Origin of the sequence: Streptomyces sp. GC420, assembly GCF_009916105.1 — a bacterium.
Classification (GTDB): domain Bacteria; phylum Actinomycetota; class Actinomycetes; order Streptomycetales; family Streptomycetaceae; genus Streptomyces.
Genome location: NZ_JAAAXQ010000033.1, coordinates 1 through 16,718, shown reverse-complemented (window position 1 = coordinate 16,718; position 16,718 = coordinate 1). Strand labels below are relative to the sequence as shown.

The following is a 16,718-nucleotide window of genomic DNA, read 5'->3' as shown; positions in this document are numbered from 1 at the left end:
AACGTCAGGAGCCGGTGCTGCCGAACTCACGCTCAAGCGAGGCGATCTGGTTCGAGCCGAGACCCCGCACGCGGCGGCTCTCGGAGATGCCCAGACGCTCCATGATCTGCTTGGCGCGGACCTTGCCCACGCCCGGCAGCGACTCGAGGAGGGCGGAGACCTTCATCTTGCCGATGACATCGTTCTCCTGGCCCTGCTTGATGACCTCGTGCAGAGAGGCGCCGGAGTGCTTGAGTCGATTCTTGACCTCGGCCCGCTCCCGGCGAGCCGCGGCGGCCTTTTCGAGCGCGGCTGCGCGCTGTTCAGGGGTAAGGGGCGGAAGTGCCACGCCTACGTCACCTCGGATGTCGAACTTGTCGGATACGGACCGGTGAGGAACCTAGTCGCCCCACACCTGGGGAGCAACGAGCAACGCGCGCCCGTCCACTCGCCTCGGAGACTAGCGGTCGGGGGCGCTCCAGTCAGCGAGAACTCCGGAAAAGTCCTGGTCAGCCTCTGCCGAGCGGTACATTCCAGACAATACGCCCAAGATTTGGGTCAGGAATTTGTCAAGACCGCCTCCCTGACCTCGTCGGCGAGGCGCTGAGCCGCTCCTCGGAGCGCGGCGATGTCAGGACCGTGCCGCAGGACACCACGGCTGACACTCGGCACCACTTTGTCAACGGCGGGGCCGAAGACACCCGGCAGATCGGCGGGCGTGGCCCCCTGGGCCCCGATTCCCGGGGCCAGCAGCGGCCCGCCCATGTCCAGGTTCGCGCCCGTGTCGCCGAGGGTGGCGCCGACCACCGCGCCGACCGGGCCGAGCGGGGTGGCACCGGCGTTCTCGGCGGCCATGTGGTCCAGCATCACCTGGGCCAGCGAGCGCCCGTCGGCGGCCGTGGCGCGCTGCACCTCGGCACCCTCCGGGTTGGAGGTGAGCGCCAGCACGAAGACACCGGAGCCGGAGGCAGCGGCGGCGTCCAGCGCGGGCCGCAGCGAGCCGAAGCCGAGGTACGGGGAGAGGGTGACGGCGTCGGAGAAGAGCGGGGAGTCCTTGTCCAGGTAGGTCGCGGCATAGGCGGCCATGGTGGAGCCGATGTCGCCGCGCTTGGCGTCCATGAGCACCAGCGCCCCGGCGGTCCGTGCCTCCTCGACCGCCTTCTCCAGCACGGCGATGCCGCGGGAGCCGAACCGCTCGAAGAAGGCCGACTGGGGCTTGAGGACGGCGACCCGGTCGGCCAGCGCCTCCACGACGGTGCGGGTGAAGCGCTCCAGGCCCGCGACGTCGTCGTTCAGGCCCCAGGCGGTCAGCAGGGAGGCGTGCGGGTCGATGCCGACGCACAGCGGCCCGCGGGTGTCCATGGCGCGGCGCAGGCGTGCGCCGAAGTGCTCCTGGATGCCTGCCGGGGCGCTTGCCGGGGTGCTGCTCGTTCGGGAGGTCATGCGTCCGCCTTTCGGTGGTCGGCGCCGACGGCCTCGGCGAGGGTGGCATAGGGGGAGGCCGCGAGGCGCTCGGCGAGCCCCTTGTGGATGCGGCGGCACCAGAAGGGCCCCTGGTAGATGAGGGCGCTGTAGCCCTGGACGAGGGTGGCGCCGGCGAGGATGCGCTCCCAGGCGTCGTCGGCGGTCTCGATGCCGCCGACCCCGACGAGGGTGATCCGGTCGCCGACGCGGGCGTACAGCCGCCGCAGCACCTCCAGGGACCTCGCCCTCAGCGGCGCCCCGGACAGGCCGCCGGTCTCCGCGACCAGGGCCGGGGCCGAGCGCAGGCCGAGGCCCTCACGGGCGATGGTGGTGTTGGTGGCGATGATGCCGTCCAGGCCGAGCTCGACGGCCAGGTCGGCCACGGCGTCCACGTCCTCGTCGGCCAGGTCGGGCGCGATCTTGACGAGCAGCGGGACGCGGCGGCCGGTGACCGCGCGGTCCGCGGCCGCCCGGACGGCACTGAGCAGCGGCCGCAGCGGGCCGACGGCCTGGAGGTCGCGCAGCCCGGGAGTGTTGGGCGACGAGACGTTGACGACCAGGTAGTCCGCGTACGGGGCGAGGCGCTCGGCGGAGGTCACGTAGTCCGCCGTCGCGGCGGACTCGGGGACCACCTTCGTCTTGCCGATGTTGACGCCGACGACGGTCCTGAAGACGGGGTTGCGAGCGGCCAGGCGCCCGGCGACGGCGGCCGACCCGTCGTTGTTGAACCCCATCCGGTTGATCAGCGCCCGGTCAGGCACGAGCCGGAACAGCCGCTGCCTCGGGTTGCCCGGCTGGCCCTCGGCGGTGACCGTGCCGATCTCCACGTGGTCGAAGCCGAGCATCGACATGCCGTCGACGGCGGCGGCGTTCTTGTCGAAGCCCGCCGCGAGACCGAACGGCCCGTGCATGCGCAGGCCGAGGGCCTCGGTGCGCAGTTCCTCGCGGCGGGGGGCGAGGACGGCCGCGACGAAGGTGCGCAGCACCGGGATCCGCGCGGCGAGCCGGATCCAGCCGAAGGCGAGGTGGTGGGCCCGCTCGGCGTCCAGCCGTTTGAAGACGAGCTCGAAGAAGAGTTTGTACATGTTCCGATCCAGACGCGGTGGAAGGACGGCGGGCTCAGGCTCGCGGAGAGGGCCGTGAGCGGAGGGGCGCGCCCCTGCCGACGGGGAGTCGCGCCGAGGGGGCGGGGCCGCGCCGGCCTGCGGCTGCCGCGGCGTGGCCGACCGGCACGCCGGCTGTCGGCTGTCGGCTGTCGGCTGTCGGCTGTCGGCTGTCGGCTGTCGGCTGTCGGCTGTCGGCTGTCGGCTGTCGGCTGTCGGCTGTCGGCTGTCGGCTGTCGGCTGTCGGCAGAGGCTTCAGGGCCCCGGGGAACCGGGCCTCCGGCAAGGGGGACACCGTTCGGTGTCCCCCTCGGTGGCCCTACTCCGCCCGGGCCGCGGTCAGACGCTCCGCGTGTTCCTGGAGCGAGCGGACGCCCACGTCGCCGTGGTTGAGGGCGTCGATGCCCTGCACGGCGGCGGCCAGCGCCTGCACGGTCGTCAGGCACGGCACGGACCGGGCCACGGCGGCCGTACGGATGTCGTAGCCGTCGAGGCGGCCGCCCGTCCCGTAGGGCGTGTTGACGATCAGGTCGACGTCGCCGTCGTGGATGAGCTGGACGATGGTCCTCTCGCCGTTCGGTCCCGGGCCCTCGCTGTGCTTGCGCACGACGGTGGCGCCGATGCCGTTGCGCCTGAGGACCTCGGCCGTGCCGGAGGTGGCGAGCAGCTCGAAGCCGTGCGCGACCAGCTCACGGGCCGGAAAGATCATCGAGCGCTTGTCGCGGTTGGCGACGGAGATGAACGCGCGGCCCTTGGTGGGCAGCGGGCCGTACGCGCCTGCCTGCGACTTGGCGTACGCCGTGCCGAAGACCGAGTCGATGCCCATGACCTCGCCGGTGGAGCGCATCTCCGGGCCGAGGACTGTGTCGACGCCGCGCCCCGAGGTGTCCCGGAAGCGGGACCAGGGCATCACCGCCTCCTTCACGGAGATCGGAGCGTCGAGCGGCAGCTCGCCGCCGTCGCCGGACGCCGGCAGCAGGCCCTCGGCGCGCAGTTCGGCGATGGTGGCGCCGAGCGAGATCCTGGCGGCCGCCTTAGCCAGCGGCACCGCGGTCGCCTTCGAGGTGAAGGGGACGGTGCGGGAGGCACGCGGGTTCGCCTCGAGGACGTAGAGGATGTCCCCGGCCATCGCGAACTGGATGTTGATCAGGCCGCGTACGCCGACGCCCTCGGCGATGGCCTCCGTGGAGGCGCGCAGGCGCTTGATGTCGAAGCCGCCCAGGGTGATCGGGGGCAGCGCGCACGCCGAGTCGCCGGAGTGGATGCCGGCCTCCTCGATGTGCTCCATGACACCGCCGAGGTACAGCTCCCGGCCGTCGTAGAGCGCGTCGACGTCGATCTCTATGGCGTCGTCGAGGAAGCGGTCGACCAGCACGGGGCGGGTCGGCGAGATCTCGGTGGACTCCTCGATGTACGAGGAGAGCCGGGCTTCGTCGTACACGATCTCCATGCCGCGGCCGCCGAGCACGTAGGACGGCCGGACGAGGACGGGGTAGCCGATCTCGTCGGCGATGGCCTTGGCCTCGGAGAAGGTGGTGGCGGTGCCGTGCTTGGGCGCCGGCAGACCGGCGTCCTTCAGCACGCGGCCGAAGGCGCCGCGGTCCTCGGCGGCGTGGATGGCCTCCGGCGGGGTGCCGACGACGGGCACGCCGTTGTCCTTGAGCGCCTGGGCGAGGCCGAGCGGGGTCTGGCCGCCCAGCTGGACGATGACGCCGGCGACCGGGCCCGCCTGCGTCTCGGCGTGGACGATCTCGAGCACGTCCTCCAGCGTCAGCGGCTCGAAGTACAGCCGGTCGGAGGTGTCGTAGTCGGTGGAGACGGTCTCCGGGTTGCAGTTGACCATCACGGTCTCGAAGCCGGCGTCGCTCAGCGCGAAGGAGGCGTGGACGCAGGAGTAGTCGAACTCGATGCCCTGGCCGATGCGGTTGGGGCCGGAGCCGAGGATGATCACGGCGGGCTTCTCGCGGGGCGCGACCTCGCTCTCCTCGTCGTAGGAGGAGTAGAAGTACGGGGTCCTCGCGGCGAACTCGGCCGCGCAGGTGTCGACCGTCTTGTAGACCGGGCGGATGCCGAGCGCGTGCCGGACCTCGCGGACGACCTCCTCGCGCAGACCCCGGATCCCGGCGATCTGGGCGTCGGAGAAGCCGTGCCGCTTCGCCTCGGCGAGGAGTTCGGGGTAGAGCCTCTCGGCGGCGGCCAGCTCGTCCGCGATCTCCTTGATCAGGAAGAGCTGGTCCACGAACCAGGGGTCGATCTTCGTCGCATCGAAGACCTCCTCCCGGGTGGCGCCGGCCCGGACGGCCTGCATGACGGTGTTGATGCGGCCGTCGGTGGGGCGCTCGGCCGCGAGCAGCAGCGCTTCCTTGTCGCCCGGGTCGCCCGTGAAGGCGAACTGGCTGCCCTTCTTCTCCAGGGAGCGCAGCGCCTTCTGCAGGGCCTCGGTGAAGTTCCGGCCGATGGCCATGGCCTCACCGACCGACTTCATGGTGGTGGTGAGGGTGGAGTCGGCGGAGGGGAACTTCTCGAAGGCGAAGCGGGGTGCCTTGACGACCACGTAGTCGAGGGTCGGCTCGAAGGAGGCCGGGGTCTGCTCGGTGATGTCGTTGGGGATCTCGTCGAGCGTGTAGCCGACGGCGAGCCGGGCCGCGATCTTGGCGATGGGGAAGCCGGTGGCCTTGGAGGCGAGCGCGGAGGACCGGGAGACGCGCGGGTTCATCTCGATGACGATGACCCGGCCGTCCTCCGGGTTGACGGCGAACTGGATGTTGCAGCCGCCGGTGTCCACGCCGACCTCACGGATGACGGCGATGCCGATGTCCCGCAGGATCTGGTACTCGCGGTCGGTGAGCGTCATCGCGGGGGCGACGGTGATCGAGTCGCCGGTGTGCACACCCATCGGGTCGAAGTTCTCGATGGAGCAGACGACCACGACGTTGTCGTTCCTGTCGCGCATCAGCTCCAGCTCGTACTCCTTCCAGCCGAGGATGGACTCCTCCAGGAGCACCTCGGTGGTCGGGGAGAGGGTGAGGCCCTGGCCGGCGATGCGGCGCAGTTCGTCCTCGTCGTGCGCGAAGCCGGAGCCGGCGCCGCCCATGGTGAAGGAGGGCCTCACGACGACGGGGTAGCCGCCGAGGGTCTCGACGCCCTTGAGGACGTCGTCCATGGAGTGGCAGATCACGGACCTGGCGGACTCGCCGTGCCCGGTCCTGGCCCGGACCGCGTCGACCACGAGCTTGAACTGGTCGCGGTCCTCGCCCTTGTGGATGGCCTCGACGTTGGCGCCGATCAGCTCGACGCCGTACTTGTCGAGGGTGCCGTTCTCGTGCAGCGAGATGGCGGTGTTGAGCGCGGTCTGGCCGCCCAGGGTGGGCAGCAGCGCGTCGGGGCGCTCCTTGGCGATGATCTTCTCGACGAACTCGGGGGTGATCGGCTCGACGTACGTGGCGTCGGCGATCTCCGGGTCGGTCATGATCGTGGCGGGGTTGGAGTTCACCAGGATGACGCGCAGGCCCTCGGCCTTGAGGACCCGGCAGGCCTGGGTGCCGGAGTAGTCGAACTCGGCGGCCTGACCGATGACGATCGGGCCGGAGCCGATGACCAGGACGGACTGGATATCGGTGCGCTTAGGCACGCTGGCCCTCCATCAGGGAAACGAAGCGGTCGAACAGGTAGGCGGCGTCATGGGGTCCCGCTGCCGCTTCGGGGTGGTACTGGACGCTGAACGCCGGCTTGTCGAGGCACTGGAGGCCTTCCACCACGTTGTCGTTCAGGCAGACGTGGGAGACCTCGACACGCCCGAACGGGGTCTCGGAGACCGCGTCGAGCGGGGCGTCCACGGCGAAGCCGTGGTTGTGCGCGGTGACCTCGACCTTGCCGGTCGTGCGGTCCTGCACGGGCTGGTTGATGCCACGGTGGCCGTACTTCAGCTTGTATGTGCCGAAGCCGAGCGCCCGGCCGAGGATCTGGTTGCCGAAGCAGATACCGAACAGCGGGGTGCCGCGCTCCAGCACGCCGCGCATGACGGAGACGGGCCCGTCGGCGGTGGCGGGGTCGCCGGGGCCGTTGGAGAAGAACACCCCGTCGGGTGCGACGGCGTACACCTCGTCCAGCGTGGCGGTGGCGGGCAGGACGTGCACCTCGATGCCGCGTTCGGCCATGCGGTGCGGGGTCATGCCCTTGATGCCGAGGTCCACGGCGGCGACGGTGTACTTCGCCGTGCCGACCGGGACGGCCGCGCCGTCGGGGCCGATGGCGGGGACGACGTACGGCTCGGTGGTGGCCACCTCCGCGGCCAGGTCCGCGCCCTTCATCTGCGGGGCGCGGAGGACCTTGGCGAGCAGTTCCTCCTCGCCCCCGACGGCGTCGCCGGAGAAGATGCCGACGCGCATCGCGCCGCGCTCGCGCAGGTGGCGGGTCAGGGCGCGGGTGTCGATGCCGGAGATGCCGACGACGCCCTGGGCGGCCAGTTCCTCGTCCAGCGAGCGCCGCGAGCGCCAGTTCGAGGGGACCCGGGCGGGGTCGCGGACGACGTAGCCGGCGACCCAGATCCTCCTGGACTCGGGGTCCTCGTCGTTGACGCCGGTGTTGCCGACGTGCGGGGCGGTCATGACGACGACCTGGCGGTGGTACGAGGGGTCGGTGAGGGTCTCCTGGTAGCCGGTCATGCCGGTGGAGAACACGGCCTCGCCGAAGGTCTCCCCCACGGCTCCGTACGCGCGGCCCCGGAAGGTGCGGCCGTCCTCCAGGACGAGTACTGCGGGCACCTTCCCGGTGCCCCTGGTGGAGGTCGTCATCGTGCGCCTTCCGTCGTGTTGTGCAGGGTGGTGATGGCTTCGGCCCACGCGATGTGCTCGGCGGCGCGGTCGGAGCGGAAGCCGGAGTCGATCAGGCGGTCGCCGTGCTCCCAGGTGACGACCAGCAGTCCGCCCTCGGCGAGGACCTTGCCCGCGATGCCCTTGTCGAGCCTGGCGCCGCGCAGCGCGGTGGCCGGTACGAAGAAGTCGGCGGCACCGGGCCGTACGACGTTCAGGCCCTCGTCGGTCAGGGTCAGCTCGACCCGGCTGCGGGTGCCGAGGCCGTGGGCGACGATGCGGTCGAGCCACTGTCCGGCGGTGGTGGAGCCGTGGTAGCGGCCGGTCATGGTGAGCTTCGGCTCGCCGAGGGCGCCGGGCGCCCGGTGCAGGGCGGGCAGGTCGGACTGGAGGGCGCCGCGCCACTTCCAGCCCTGCCGCATGAGCCAGTACAGGAGGGCGACGAAGAGCAGCAGCCCGGCCAGCCAGGCGATGCGGGCGGCCCAGTCCGTCACCTCCGCCGACTGCTGCTGCGCGGCCGTCCAGGCCGGATTCATCAGTGCAGGTGTCACGCCAGCTTCCCGTCCACGACCGTCGCCCGGCCCCGCAGGAAGGTGTGGGTGACGCGTCCCGGCAGCTCACGGCCCCTGTAGGGGCTGTTGCGGCTGCGGGAGGCGAAGTCCGCGGGGTCCACCACTCCACGGTATGACGGATCGACCAGGGTGAGGTTGGCGGGCTCACCAGCCGAGACGGGCCGGCCGTGGCCCTCCAGGCGGCCGATCTGCGCGGGGCGGAAGGACATGCGGTCGGCGACGCCCGCCCAGTCCAGCAGACCGGTCTCGACCATGGTCTGCTGCACGACGGACAGCGCGGTCTCCAGACCGACCATGCCCATGGCGGCGGCGGCCCACTCGCAGTCCTTGTCCTCGTGCGGGTGCGGGGCGTGGTCGGTGGCGACGCAGTCGATGGTGCCGTCGGCGAGTGCCTCGCGCAGCGCCATCACGTCCGCCTCGGTGCGCAGCGGCGGGTTGACCTTGTAGACGGGGTCGTAGGTGCGGACCAGCTCGTCGGTGAGGAGGAGGTGGTGCGGGGTGACCTCGGCGGTGACGTTCCAGCCCTTGGACTTGGCCCAGCGGACGATCTCCACGGAGCCCGCGGTGGACAGGTGGCAGATGTGCACGCGGGAGCCGACGTGCGCGGCGAGCAGCACGTCGCGGGCGATGATCGACTCCTCGGCGACGGCGGGCCAGCCGCCGAGGCCGAGTTCGGCGGAGACGACGCCCTCGTTCATCTGGGCGCCCTCGGTGAGACGGGGTTCCTGGGCGTGCTGGGCGACCACGCCGTCGAAGGCCTTCACGTACTCCAGGGCGCGGCGCATGATCACGGCGTCGTGGACGCACTTGCCGTCGTCGGAGAAGACCTTCACGCCGGCGGCCGAGTCGTGCATGGCGCCCAGTTCGGCGAGCTGCCTGCCCTCCAGGCCGACGGTGACGGCGCCGACCGGCTGGACGTCGCAGTAGCCGTGCTCGCGGCCGAGCCGCCAGACCTGCTCGACGACGCCGGCGGTGTCGGCGACGGGGAAGGTGTTGGCCATGGCGTGCACGGCGGTGAAGCCGCCGACGGCTGCGGCGCGGGTGCCGGTCAGGACGGTCTCGGAGTCCTCCCGGCCGGGCTCGCGCAGATGGGTGTGCAGGTCGACCAGGCCGGGCAGCAGGATCAGGCCCGCGGCATCGACGACCGTCGCGCCGCCGGCGTCGAGGCCGGTGCCGACCTCGGCGACGGTCCCGCCGTCGACGAGTACGTCCTGCTGCTCGCCGCCCAGCACCCTCGCGCCGCGGATCAGGGTCTTGCTCATGTTCTTACTTCTCCTCGGTACGGGCGTTGGCGGCGGAGTCGGAGCCGCCCAGCAGCAGGTACAGGACGGCCATGCGGATGGAGACGCCGTTGGCGACCTGCTCCACGACGGTGCAGCGCTCGGAGTCGGCGACCTCGGCGGTGATCTCCATGCCGCGGACCATGGGGCCGGGGTGCATCACGATGGCGTGCCCGGGCATCCGCGCCATGCGCAGGCCGTCGAGCCCGTAGCGGCGCGAGTACTCCCGCTCGGTGGGGAAGAACGCGGCGTTCATGCGTTCGCGCTGCACGCGCAGCATCATCACGGCGTCGGACTTGGGCAGCACGGAGTCGAGGTCGTAGCTCACCTCGCAGGGCCAGGCCTCGACGCCGACGGGCAGCAGGGTGGGCGGCGCGACCAGCGTGACCTGGGCGCCGAGGGTGTTCAGCAGGTCGACGTTGGAGCGGGCGACCCGGCTGTGCAGCACGTCGCCGACGATGGTGATGCGCCGGCCGGCGAGGTCCTGGCCGAGGCCGGCGTCGCGGCCGACGAGCCTGCGGCGCATGGTGAAGGCGTCGAGCAGGGCCTGCGTGGGGTGCTGGTGGGTGCCGTCGCCGGCGTTGACGACGGCGGCGTCGATCCATCCGGAGGTCGCCAGCCGGTAGGGGGCGCCGGAGGCTCCGTGCCGGATGACGACGGCGTCCACGCCCATCGCCTCCAGCGTCTGGGCGGTGTCCTTGAGGGACTCGCCCTTGGACACGGAGGATCCCTTGGCGGCGAAGTTGATGACGTCGGCGGAGAGCCGCTTCTCTGCGGCCTCGAACGAGATCCTGGTGCGGGTGGAGTCCTCGAAGAAGAGGTTGACGATCGTACGGCCGCGCAGGGCGGGCAGCTTCTTGATGGGCCTGTCGGCGAGGCGGGCCATCTCCTCGGCGGTGTCGAGGATGAGAACGGCGTCGTCGCGGGTGAGGTCGGCGGCCGAGATCAGGTGACCGGGAGTCCGGGGATTGCCCCCGGGGAAGAGCGGCATCTGGGTCTGCTCCGGTGTGTGGTGGTTCAAGGCATGCGGGCGCGCGGGCGCACCCCGTACGGACCGCTGGGTTCGTTACGGGGGGAGCTACCGCTCGCGGGCCGGGGCGGTCCCGTGGACACCGAGGAGCACGGCGTCCCGGCCGTCCTCCTCGGCGAGCTGGACCTTGACCGTCTCCCGCAGCGACGTCGGGAGGTTCTTGCCGACGTAGTCGGCGCGGATCGGGAGTTCACGGTGGCCGCGGTCCACGAGGACCGCGAGCTGCACGGCGCGCGGCCGGCCGATGTCGCCGAGCGCGTCCAGGGCGGCCCGGATGGTGCGGCCGGAGAACAGGACGTCGTCGACGAGGACGACCAGCCGTCCGTCGACGCCGTCGGCGGGGATGTCCGTGGGGCCCAGGGCGCGCGCGGGGCGGAGCCTGAGGTCGTCGCGGTACATGGTGATGTCGAGGGAGCCGACCGGAATGCCGCGGCCGGTGATCTCCTCGAGTTTGGCGGCGAGCCGCTGGGCGAGGTGCACGCCGCGGGTCGGGATGCCGAGGAGTACGACGTCGTCGGCGCCCTTGGCGCGTTCGACGATCTCGTGCGCGATGCGGGTCAGTACCCGCGCGATGTCGGGGCCCTCGAGAACGGGGCGGACCGGATCGGGACCTTGCGGCCCGGTGTTGGCGTCCATACGAAACGGACCTCCTTCTCCGCCTCACGGGACGGACCTTAAAGGACGTCTTGACTTACGCTCCTTACCGTATCAGGGGCTGCCGCGGGGGCCGGAGCGGCGTCCCCGGGAGTGCCGGGCAGGACCATTCGGCTTGACGCACCCAAGTCACGCTGCGTAACCTCACAGTGAGTTACCAGCCACGCGGCGCAGCCGCCTGTTGATAAGCGTCCGGGGAGCCATATGTCCAGCGAATACGCCAAACAGCTCGGGGCCAAGCTCCGCGCGATCCGCACGCAGCAGGGCCTTTCACTCCACGGCGTGGAGGAGAAGTCCCAGGGGCGCTGGAAGGCGGTCGTGGTGGGGTCGTACGAGCGCGGCGACCGCGCCGTGACCGTGCAGCGCCTCGCCGAGCTGGCGGACTTCTACGGGGTCCCGGTGCAGGAGTTGCTGCCCGGCACGACTCCCGGCGGCGCGGCCGAGCCCCCGCCGAAGCTCGTCCTCGACCTGGAGCGCCTGGCCCATGTGCCGGCCGAGAAGGCGGGCCCGCTGCAGCGCTACGCCGCGACGATCCAGTCGCAGCGCGGTGACTACAACGGCAAGGTGCTCTCGATCCGCCAGGACGATCTGCGCACTCTCGCCGTCATCTACGACCAGTCGCCCTCGGTCCTGACCGAGCAGCTGATCAGCTGGGGCGTGCTGGACGCCGACGCGCGTCGCGCCGTCCAGCACGAGGACGCCGGCTGAGCGCTGCGGCACCACAGCAGAAACGTGCCTCCAAAGTCAACGCGCGTTGACGGCTGTGAGCAGCGCGGACAACGGCGAAGGGCCCGGAACGCTGATGCGTTCCGGGCCCTTCGCCGTACTCGTCGCCGTATTCGCTCCCCGTCGCCCGGTCCGGGCGGGACCCCGGTGCGGCTCCACGGGCGACGGTGCGCCGCTCGCTACTGCTCGTCCCTGCGCAGCGAGGGCTTCAGGTTCTTGAACCTGCCGAGCATGCCGTTGACGAAGGACGGCGACTCGTCGGTGGAGAACTCCTTGGCGAGCTGCACGGCCTCGTCCATGGCGACGGCGTCGGGCGTCTCGTCCTCCCACAGCAGTTCGTACGCCCCCAGCCGCAGGATGTTCCGGTCGACGACCGGCATCCGGTCCAGCGTCCAGTCCACCGCGTAGGTGGAGATCAGCTCGTCGATGCGGTCCGCGTACTTCGCGTACCCCTCGACCAGCTGCATCGTGTACTCACCGACCGGCGGCTGCCGGGTGTCGTTCCGCGAGTGCCGGATCCAGTCCGCGAGGACCGTCTGCACGTCCACGCCGCGCTGGTCGGCCTCGAAGAGGATCTGAAAGGCGCGCTTGCGTGCCTTGTTGCGGGCAGCCACGGTTAGCTGTTCACCCGACCGAGGTACTCGCCGGAGCGGGTGTCGACCTTGATCTTCTCACCGGTGGTGATGAACAGCGGCACACCGATGGTGGCGCCGGTCTCCAGCTTGGCAGGCTTGGTGCCGCCGGTGGAGCGGTCGCCCTGCACACCCGGCTCGGTGTACTCGACGACGAGCTCGACCGCGGCGGGGAGCTCGATGTAGAGCGGGTTGCCCTCGTACATCGCGACGACGGCCTCGAAGCCCTCGAGCAGGTAGTCGGCGTTGTCGCCGACGACCTCGGGGGAGACGAAGACCTGGTCGTAGGTGTCCATGTCCATGAACACGAAGGACTCGCCGTCCTTGTACGAGTACTGCATGCCGCGCTTGTCGACGTTGGCCGTCTCGACCTTCACACCGGCGTTGAAGGTCTTGTCGACGACCTTGCCGGACAGCACGTTCTTGAGCTTGGTGCGCACGAAGGCCGGGCCCTTGCCGGGCTTGACGTGCTGGAACTCGACGACGGACCACAGCTGGCCCGCGTCGAGCTTGAGCACCATGCCGTTCTTGAGGTCGTTCGTGGTGGCCACGGTTGCGGATTCTCCTGGAGTGACGCTGGTGGACGACCCAGGGCCCCGCGCGCCGCGGCCGATACCGCTACAGCGCGAGCAGCTCCTTGGTCGTGATGGTGAGTAGCTCCGGTCCGCCGTCCGCCTCGGGGCGCACGACGAGCGTGTCAGCGATCCGGACCCCGCCCCGGCCCGGGAGGTGGACCCCCGGTTCGACGGTGACCGGCACGCAAGCGTCCAGTTTACCCATGGCCGAAGGGGACAGCTGCGGGTCCTCGTCGATTTCGAGCCCCACCCCGTGTCCCGTGACAGGCGCCAGACCCTCCTCGTGCCCCGCTGCGGCCAGCAGCTGCCGGGCGGCGAGGTCCACGTGGCGGCACTCCGTGCCCGGGGCCAGGGACTCCCTGGCGGCCCGCTGAGCGGCGAAGACGAGATCGTACAGCTCGATCTGCCAGTCGGCGGGGGTGGTGCCGATGACGAAGGTGCGGCCGATCTCGCAGCGGTAGCCGCGGTAGTTCGCTCCCATGCACACGGAGAGGAGATCGCCTTCCTCGACCCGGCGGTCGCTGGGGCCGTGACCGATCCGCCCGGCGTTCGGCCCGGTGGCGACGGACGTGGGGAAAGCCGGGCCGTCGGCACCGTGGTCCACCAGCCTGCGCTCCAGCTCCAGCGCCAGGTGACGTTCCGTACGGCCCACGAGGATCGACTCCAGCAGCTCGCCCAGTGCCTGGTCGGCGATCTCTGCGGCGATGCGCAGGCAGGCGATCTCCTCCTCGTCCTTGACGAGGCGGAGCTGCTCGACCGCGGTGCCCAGGTCGGCGAGCGCGGTGCCCGGCGCCACGGAGGCGAGCGCCCGGTGCCGGGCGACGGTGAGGTGGTGCTCCTCCACGGCGAGGGAATCGACGCCCGAGGCCGCGGCGAGATCGGCGGCGGCCACGGCGGGGTCGCCGTCCGGCGCCGGCAGCACCATCAGCCGCAGCAGTTCGTCGGGCCGGCCCTCCGCGGGTTCACCGGAGGGCGGACTCGCGCACAGCAGCGTGTCCTCCTCGGGGCCGACCAGCAGAGCCGCGCCCGCGGGGGCGGCCCCCGTGAGATAGCGGACATTCGCCGGGCGGGACACCAGGGCGGCCGTGCTCCCGGTGGACAGGCACCGGTCCCGCAGCCGTGTGCGTCGCGTCGCGTACACCTCTGACATGGCCCGAGCCTAAGAGCCTTCGCGGGATCCGGCCTGTCGAGCGCGGCCGAGCGGGGCCCCGCCCCCTCGGTCGCGCTCGCGGGCCTCGCGCGCCGGCCGCCCGCACCCCCGGAGGGTCCCCGCGGGGCACGGCCGGGGCGGTGGGCGGCGCGGGCGTCACCAGGCCGGCGGGCTGGCGATGCTCCGGGCCAGGACCTCGTCCAGCATCCGCGCCGTCGACGGCACGTCGAGCGAGGAGTTGTCGATGATCGGCAGCCCCGAGCCGTACCACCCGGCCATCCGGCCGTGGATGCGGGCGACCTCCTCGTCACCGAGCCGCCGGTTGCCGCTGCGCTCCGCGTTGCGCTCCAGGACGATCTCCAGTCCCGGCAGCAGCACGACGGGCAGCAGCCCGGGCCCGACATGCCGTTTCCAGCCGCCGAGGCCGACCACCGGCCGGTCCGGGAAGACGGCGTCGTCGAGGATGCAGGAGATGCCGTTGGCCAGGAAGTTGCGGGCGGCGAAGCCGCAGGTACGACGGGCGAGACGATACTGCGCCTCGGAGTGGTCGTTCCATCCGGACTGCGGATCGGCGAATCCGGAGCGCACCCATTCCCGCACGTCGTCGAGGCTGATGCTGGCCGTCGGCACGCTGCGGTGCTCGGCCCAGTAGCGGGCGACGCTGGTCTTGCCTGCGCCCGCCGGGCCGATGAGCAGCACGGCGAGCGTGGCGTTGCCGGTGCCGCTGTGGGCCGGTGCCTGCGCGGGATGCGGCAGCGGGACGGGGCCGCCGGGCGGCAGGGTGACGTGCCCGGTGGCGTCCCGGGTGGGCGGTGCCTGCTGCGGCGGGGCGCCGTTCCAGCCGCCGGGGGCCTGCGCCGGAGGTCCCGCGGGCGGCGGCGGACCCTGCGGGACGCCGGGCGGCGGGCCCTGGGGAGGCGGGTGATGCCCCGGGTGGTGCCCCGGGGAGCCGGGGTGCTGGGCCACCGGCGCCCAGCCGTCCGCGGGTCCGCGGCCGGGCTCGTGGGGCGGCGGCAGCGGAGCCCCCACTGCGTGCTGCATCCGGTGCCACTCCGTCTCGTGCGGTGCCGTGCTCCGGCTTTCTGGTGGGCTGTGAACTATGGGTGTGCGCGCGGCGGTTGGCCGCTCCCGGGGAACGGTACCTCCCCCCGCGCGCACAGTGTGAACGGCGGGGGGCCACCGTAAGTGCCCGGACAGCGCCTCAGCCAGTGAGTTCGTCCGCCAGGGCCCGCAGCGCCAGCCGGTAGGAGCCGACCCCGAAGCCCGCCACGGTACCGCTCGCGACGGCCGCGACGACCGAGGTGTGACGGAACTCCTCCCGGGCGTACGGGTTGGAGATGTGCACCTCGATGAGCGGCGCCGTGCGCTGGGCGGCCGCGTCGCGCATTCCGTACGAATAGTGGGTGAACGCACCCGGGTTGAGAACGACCGGAATGGACTCGTCCGCGGCCTCGTGCAGCCAGCGGATCATCTCGCCCTCGTCGTTGGTCTCCCGCACGTCGACGTCGAAGCCGAGTTCCTTGCCGAGGGTCCGGCAGGTCTCGACAAGACCGGCGTAGGAGGTCGAGCCGTAGACGTCGGGCTCCCGGGAGCCGAGCCGGCCCAGGTTGGGCCCGTTCAGGACGAACACCCTGCGGGTCACGCGGAGACCTCCCCGTACGCGGCGAGCAGGATCGCCGGGTCCGGGCCCTCCAGCACGGTCGGCTTCGCCAGCCCGTCCAGGACGACGAAGCGCAGCAGGTCGCCACGGGACTTCTTGTCGACCTTCATCGTCTCCAGCAGCTTGGGCCACTGGTCGCCGCGGTACGTCAGCGGCAGACCGACGGACTCGAGCACGGTGCGGTGCCGGTCGGCCGTCGCGTCGTCGAGCCGCCCGGCCAGCCGGCCGAGTTCGGCTGCGAAGACCATGCCGACGGAGACGGCGGCGCCGTGCCGCCACTTGTAGCGCTCGTTCTTCTCGATGGCGTGCGCGAGGGTGTGCCCGTAGTTGAGGATCTCGCGCAGGCCGGACTCCCTGAGGTCGGAGGAGACGACGTCGGCCTTGACGCGGATGGAGCGCTCGATGAGTTCGGCGGTGTGCCGGCCCGTGGGGGTGCGGGCGCCCTGCGGGTCGGCCTCGACCAGGTCGAGGATGACCGGGTCGGCGATGAAGCCCGCCTTGATGACCTCCGCCAGGCCGCTCACGTAGTCGTTGACGGGAAGGGAGTCGAGGGCCGCGAGGTCGCAGAGCACCCCGGCGGGCGGGTGGAAGGCACCGACGAGGTTCTTGCCCTCCGCCGTGTTGATCCCCGTCTTGCCGCCGACGGCCGCGTCGACCATGCCGAGCACGGTCGTCGGTACGGAGATCCAGCGCACGCCGCGCAGCCAGGTCGCGGCCACGAACCCGGCGAGGTCGGTGGTGGCCCCGCCGCCGACGCCGACGACCACGTCGGTGCGGGTGAAGCCGGTCTGGCCGAGGGCCTTCCAGCAGTACGCCGCCACCTCGGCCGTCTTGGCCTCCTCTGCGTTGGGCACCTGGATGGCGACGGCCTCGTAGCCCTGCTCCGCGAGGTCGGCGCGCAGCGCCTCACCGGTCTCGGCGAGTGCCTCCGGATGGATCACCGCCACCCGCCTGGCGCGGTCCCCGATCAGTCCCGGGAGTTCACCCAGCAGCTGCCGTCCGACCAGTACCTCGTACGGGTCCGTGCCGGGCGTGGCGCCGACCTGGATACGGGTCACGGACTGGTCGGTCATGCGCTCCTC

The 16,718-nt window shown here is 71.7% G+C and carries 16 protein-coding genes; 1 reads left to right on the top strand and 15 read right to left on the bottom strand.

The genetic code is table 11. The annotated features are described in order from the left end of the window. Positions 1-4: 4 nt before the first annotated feature. The 9 genes from GUY61_RS06915 to pyrR form a co-directional block, all read right to left on the bottom strand. Positions 5-328: an integration host factor gene (locus GUY61_RS06915; protein WP_003977346.1), complete on the bottom strand. Its 324-nt coding sequence runs from the start codon at positions 326-328 to the stop codon at positions 5-7. Positions 329-537: 209 nt separating this feature from the next. Next, on the bottom strand, positions 538-1,422 hold the full coding sequence (pyrF, locus tag GUY61_RS06910) for an orotidine-5'-phosphate decarboxylase (protein ID WP_166629170.1): 885 nt from the start codon (positions 1,420-1,422) through the stop codon (positions 538-540). Further along, entirely contained in the window at positions 1,419-2,528 is a 1,110-nt protein-coding gene (locus tag GUY61_RS06905) for a quinone-dependent dihydroorotate dehydrogenase (RefSeq protein ID WP_166629169.1), read from the bottom strand. The genes pyrF and GUY61_RS06905 overlap by 4 nt, the downstream gene beginning before the upstream one ends. A gap of 337 nt (positions 2,529-2,865) precedes the next feature. Continuing rightward, complete coding sequence (carB, locus tag GUY61_RS06900; RefSeq protein ID WP_166629168.1) at positions 2,866-6,177, bottom strand: carbamoyl-phosphate synthase large subunit; 3,312 nt, start codon at positions 6,175-6,177, stop codon at positions 2,866-2,868. After that, complete coding sequence (gene carA, locus GUY61_RS06895; RefSeq protein ID WP_166629167.1) at positions 6,170-7,339, bottom strand: glutamine-hydrolyzing carbamoyl-phosphate synthase small subunit; 1,170 nt, start codon at positions 7,337-7,339, stop codon at positions 6,170-6,172. Before carA ends, carB begins: the two co-directional genes overlap by 8 nt. Next, the gene (locus tag GUY61_RS06890; RefSeq protein ID WP_166629185.1) at positions 7,336-7,893 is read right to left on the bottom strand and encodes a hypothetical protein; all 558 of its coding nucleotides are present in this window, start codon (positions 7,891-7,893) and stop codon (positions 7,336-7,338) included. Before GUY61_RS06890 ends, carA begins: the two co-directional genes overlap by 4 nt. 11 nt (positions 7,894-7,904) lie before the next feature. Beyond that, the gene (locus GUY61_RS06885; protein ID WP_166629166.1) at positions 7,905-9,191 is read right to left on the bottom strand and encodes a dihydroorotase; all 1,287 of its coding nucleotides are present in this window, start codon (positions 9,189-9,191) and stop codon (positions 7,905-7,907) included. A 4-nt stretch (positions 9,192-9,195) separates the two neighbouring features. Next, positions 9,196-10,200, bottom strand: a complete 1,005-nt coding sequence (locus GUY61_RS06880; protein ID WP_166629165.1) for an aspartate carbamoyltransferase catalytic subunit — start codon at positions 10,198-10,200, stop codon at positions 9,196-9,198. 87 nt (positions 10,201-10,287) lie between these two features. Further along, positions 10,288-10,875, bottom strand: a complete 588-nt coding sequence (pyrR, locus tag GUY61_RS06875) for a bifunctional pyr operon transcriptional regulator/uracil phosphoribosyltransferase PyrR (RefSeq protein ID WP_166629164.1) — start codon at positions 10,873-10,875, stop codon at positions 10,288-10,290. Positions 10,876-11,097: 222 nt separating this feature from the next. On the opposite strand from pyrR, the gene bldD reads away from it, so the two are divergent. Then, the gene (bldD, locus tag GUY61_RS06870) at positions 11,098-11,601 is read left to right on the top strand and encodes a transcriptional regulator BldD (RefSeq protein ID WP_166629163.1); all 504 of its coding nucleotides are present in this window, start codon (positions 11,098-11,100) and stop codon (positions 11,599-11,601) included. Between the two features lie 197 nt (positions 11,602-11,798). Here bldD and nusB read toward each other — a convergent pair whose 3' ends face one another. The 6 genes from nusB to aroB form a co-directional block, all read right to left on the bottom strand. Then, positions 11,799-12,233, bottom strand: a complete 435-nt coding sequence (gene nusB / locus GUY61_RS06865; RefSeq protein ID WP_166629162.1) for a transcription antitermination factor NusB — start codon at positions 12,231-12,233, stop codon at positions 11,799-11,801. Positions 12,234-12,235: 2 nt separating this feature from the next. Continuing rightward, positions 12,236-12,802: an elongation factor P gene (efp, locus tag GUY61_RS06860; RefSeq protein ID WP_166629161.1), complete on the bottom strand. Its 567-nt coding sequence runs from the start codon at positions 12,800-12,802 to the stop codon at positions 12,236-12,238. A 67-nt stretch (positions 12,803-12,869) separates the two neighbouring features. Beyond that, on the bottom strand, positions 12,870-13,976 hold the full coding sequence (locus GUY61_RS06855) for an aminopeptidase P family protein (RefSeq protein WP_166629160.1): 1,107 nt from the start codon (positions 13,974-13,976) through the stop codon (positions 12,870-12,872). 156 nt (positions 13,977-14,132) lie between these two features. After that, positions 14,133-15,017: a Pro-rich N-terminal domain-containing protein gene (locus tag GUY61_RS06850; RefSeq protein ID WP_166629159.1), complete on the bottom strand. Its 885-nt coding sequence runs from the start codon at positions 15,015-15,017 to the stop codon at positions 14,133-14,135. Positions 15,018-15,177: 160 nt separating this feature from the next. Then, on the bottom strand, positions 15,178-15,618 hold the full coding sequence (gene aroQ, locus GUY61_RS06845; RefSeq protein WP_166629158.1) for a type II 3-dehydroquinate dehydratase: 441 nt from the start codon (positions 15,616-15,618) through the stop codon (positions 15,178-15,180). Further along, positions 15,615-16,709, bottom strand: coding sequence for a 3-dehydroquinate synthase (gene aroB, locus GUY61_RS06840; protein WP_166629157.1), 1,095 nt, complete (start codon positions 16,707-16,709; stop codon positions 15,615-15,617). Before aroB ends, aroQ begins: the two co-directional genes overlap by 4 nt. Positions 16,710-16,718 lie beyond the last annotated feature (9 nt).